This window comes from Calidithermus terrae, from assembly GCF_003574345.1.
Classification (GTDB): Bacteria; Deinococcota; Deinococci; order Deinococcales; family Thermaceae; genus Calidithermus; species Calidithermus chliarophilus.
On sequence record NZ_QXDL01000313.1, the window covers coordinates 1 to 3377 of the forward strand.

The 3377-nt window shown below is 62.0% G+C and carries 1 tRNA gene and 2 rRNA genes; all 3 read right to left on the bottom strand.

Annotation, left to right across the window (positions count from 1 at the left end):
• Positions 1-2: 2 nt before the first annotated feature.
• The 3 genes from Mterra_RS19910 to Mterra_RS19920 all read right to left on the bottom strand — a co-directional run bounded on the left by Mterra_RS19910 (position 3) and on the right by Mterra_RS19920 (position 3209).
• A tRNA-Gly gene (locus Mterra_RS19910) sits at positions 3-78 on the bottom strand.
• Between the two features lie 43 nt (positions 79-121).
• Positions 122-238: ribosomal RNA gene (rrf, locus tag Mterra_RS19915) — 5S ribosomal RNA — on the bottom strand.
• 110 nt (positions 239-348) lie between these two features.
• Positions 349-3209: ribosomal RNA gene (locus Mterra_RS19920) — 23S ribosomal RNA — on the bottom strand.
• Positions 3210-3377: the final 168 nt, after the last annotated feature.

A 3377-nucleotide genomic window follows, 5' to 3' on the forward strand; every position in this document is an offset into this window, starting at 1 on the left:
AATGGAGCGGGAGACGAGACTCGAACTCGCGACCCCAACCTTGGCAAGGTTGTGCTCTACCGGCTGAGCTACTCCCGCACGCGCGGCGCGGGGCGCTGCGCGGGTGAAGGAAAAGGGAAAACCTCTGCGCTGCCCTACTCTCCCGGGCCCCTTCGGGCCGAGTACCATCGGCGCAGGTGCGTTTCACTTCCGTGTTCGGAATGGGTACGGGTGGGACCACACCGCCATGAGCACAGAGGCGTCTGCTGTTGTCGCTTCCGATTACGCCTTCGCTTGCGACGTCGTAGCTGTAAAGGTCGGACCGGCGAAAGCGAAGCAGCCGAGAGGGGGGCGGGTATGAGTGCTGAAGAGGTCAAGACCTCGGGCCATTCGCACCGGTCGGCTCCGTGCATCGCTGCACTTCCACCCCCGGCCGATCCACCTGCTCGTCTCGCAGGGCCCTTACCGGATCGCTCCGTGGGAAGTCTCATCTCGGGGCGAGTTTCCCGCTTAGATGCTTTCAGCGGTTATCTCTCCCGTACTTGGCTACCCGGCATTTGCCCTTGGAAGGACAGCCGGAAAACCAGCGGTACGTCCACTCCGGTCCTCTCGTACTAGGAGCAGCCCCCCCCAAACTTCCTCCGCCCGTGACGGATAGAGACCGAACTGTCTCACGACGTTCTGAACCCAGCTCGCGTGCCACTTTAATGGGCGAACAGCCCAACCCTTGGGACCTTCTTCAGCCCCAGGATGTGACGAGCCGACATCGAGGTGCCAAACGATTCCGCCGCTATGGACGCTCGGGAATCATCAGCCTGTTATCCCCAGGGTAACTTTTATCCGTTGATCGATGGCCCTTCCACACGGCACCACCGGTTCACTAGGCCCAGCTTTCGCTCCTGTTCGGCTCGCCGGCCTCACAGTCAGGCTCCCTTCTACCCTTGCGCTCACCGCGTGGTTTCCGTCCACGCTGAGGGAACCTTTGGGCGCCTCCGTTACGCTTTGGGAGGCGACCGCCCCAGTCAAACTGCCCATCAAGCACGGTCCCCCGCCCGGGGTTAGGCTCCCGAACAGGCCAGGGTGGTATTTCACCGGCGCCTCCCCCCGGCCCGAAAGCCGGGGATCGCAGGCTCCCACCTATCCTACGCAGGCCTGTCCAGAAGCCAATGCCAGACTGCAGTAAAGCTCCATGGGGTCTTTTCGTCCTGCCACGGGTAGGCTGCATCTTCACAGCCAGTTCAATTTCACCGAGTCCCTCGTTGAGACAGCGCGCTGATCGTTACGCTTTTCGTGCAGGTCGGAACTTACCCGACAAGGAATTTCGCTACCTTAGGACCGTTATAGTTACGGCCGCCGTTCACTGGGGCTTCGGATCAGGGCTCGCACCCCTCCCCTTGACCTTCCAGCACCGGGCAAGCGTCGCTCCCTATACCTCCACTTACGTGTTCGCAGAGAGCTGAGTTTTTGGTAAACAGTCGCCAGCGCCTATTCGCTGCGGCCCCCGTCGCCGGGGGCACCCCTTCTCCCGAAGTTACGGGGCTAGATTGCAAAGTTCCTTAACGAGGGTTCTCTCGCGCGCCTTGGTGCTCTCACACCCACCCACCTGTGTCGGTTTGCGGTACGGGCACTCTTCGGTTATGCTTAGAAGCTTTTCTCGGCTCCCTGGCTTCGGCAGGTTGTCAGCTCGCGCCTTCCCCACCGCGCACGGGTAGCGGGCTACGGGTTTGCCTGTAGCCCCCCTTGCGCTTCTGGCCGGGCTCGTCCATGGCTCCGGTCTGCCTAGCCTAGAGCGTCCCTCCATCGCACCTAGAGTGGGACTGGAGTATTAACCAGTTGTCCGTCGACTACGCCTCTCGGCCTCGCCTTAGGCCCCGCCTAACCCTACGATGACGACCATAACGTAGGAAACCTTGGGTTTACGGCGACGGGGATTCTCACCCCATTTATCGTTACTCATGCCGGCATTCGCACTTCCCGTACCTCCACCACCCCTCGCGGTATGGCTTCGTCGGCATAGGGAACGCTCCCCTACCGGTGCGCTCGCGCGCACCCCGCAGCTTCGGTGTCGGGCTTAAGCCCCGATCATTTTCGGCGCAAGGCCACTCGACCAGTGAGCTATTACGCACTCTCTCAAGGGTGGCTGCTTCTAAGCCAACCTCCTGGCTGTCTGTGCGGCCTCACATCCTTATCCACTTAGCCCGAACTTGGGGACCTTAGCTGGCGGTCTCGGTTGTTCCCGCGCTTGGACATGGATGTTAGCACTCATGCCCTCACTCCCGGGCTCCCCTTGCGACCCTTCAGAGTTTGACAGGGTTTGGTAGGCTGGTAGGCCCCCTAGCCCAATCAGTGCTTTACAGGCCGCAATCAGCGCCCGAGGCTGACCCTAAAGTCATTTCGGGGAGAACTAGCTATCTCCTGGATCGGTTAGCTTTTCACTCCTAGGCCCAGCTCATCCGAGGGATTTGCATCTCCAACCGGTTCGGCCCTCCACGCGGTGTCACCCGCGCTTCAGCCTGGCCAGGCCTAGCTCTCCAGGTTTCGAGTCTACGCCGGCGTACTCCCGCCCTCTTCGGACTCGCTTTCGCTACGCCTCCGGCTGCCGCCTTAAGCTCGCACGCCAACGTAAGTCGCCGGCTCATGCTTCAATAGGCACACCGCAACGCCCGTGTGGCGCCGCGATTGCTTGTAAGCACACGGGTTCAGGTTCTCTTTCACTCCCCTCCCGGGGTTCTTTTCACCTTTCCCTCACGGTACTGCTTCGCTATCGGTCACCCGGAATATTTAGCCTTACGCGGTGGGCCGCGCGGATTCGCCCAGTCTTCCACGAAAACCGGGCTACTCGGGTACGCCCCTCTAGCCTCCCCCTTTCGCCTACGGGACTTTCACCCTCTCTGGTCCGCCTTCCCAGGCGGCTCGGCTAAGGCTCAGCTTCGATCTCGGGCGCCCCACAACCCCCGTGTGCACGCACACGGGTTTAGGCTGCTCCCCTTTCGCTCGCCGCTACTCAGGGAATCGCTTTCGCTTTCTTCTCCTGCCGGTACTTAGATGTTTCAGTTCCCGGCGTTCCCCCCGCTCGCGCGGTACCCCCTGTTCCCAGAGGGTGGGTTCCCCCATTCGGACACCCACGGATCGGCGCTCACTACCAGCTCCCCGTGGCTTTTCGCAGGTAATCACGTCCTTCGTCGGTTCGGGTGCCAGGGCATCCACCGTGTGCCCTTCCTATCTTGACCCTTCTCTGGTACTCCCAGCCCCTCGGCCCCCGCCGGCCCGCGCCCCGTATCCCTACGGCGCCCGCGCCCCCGGCGGCCGAGGAGCAGTGATCTCATCGCTTCTCTCGACTCCTTCGCTTTCAAGGTCCCCGCGCCGCCCTCTGGACAGCGCAACGAGTAGATTACCGC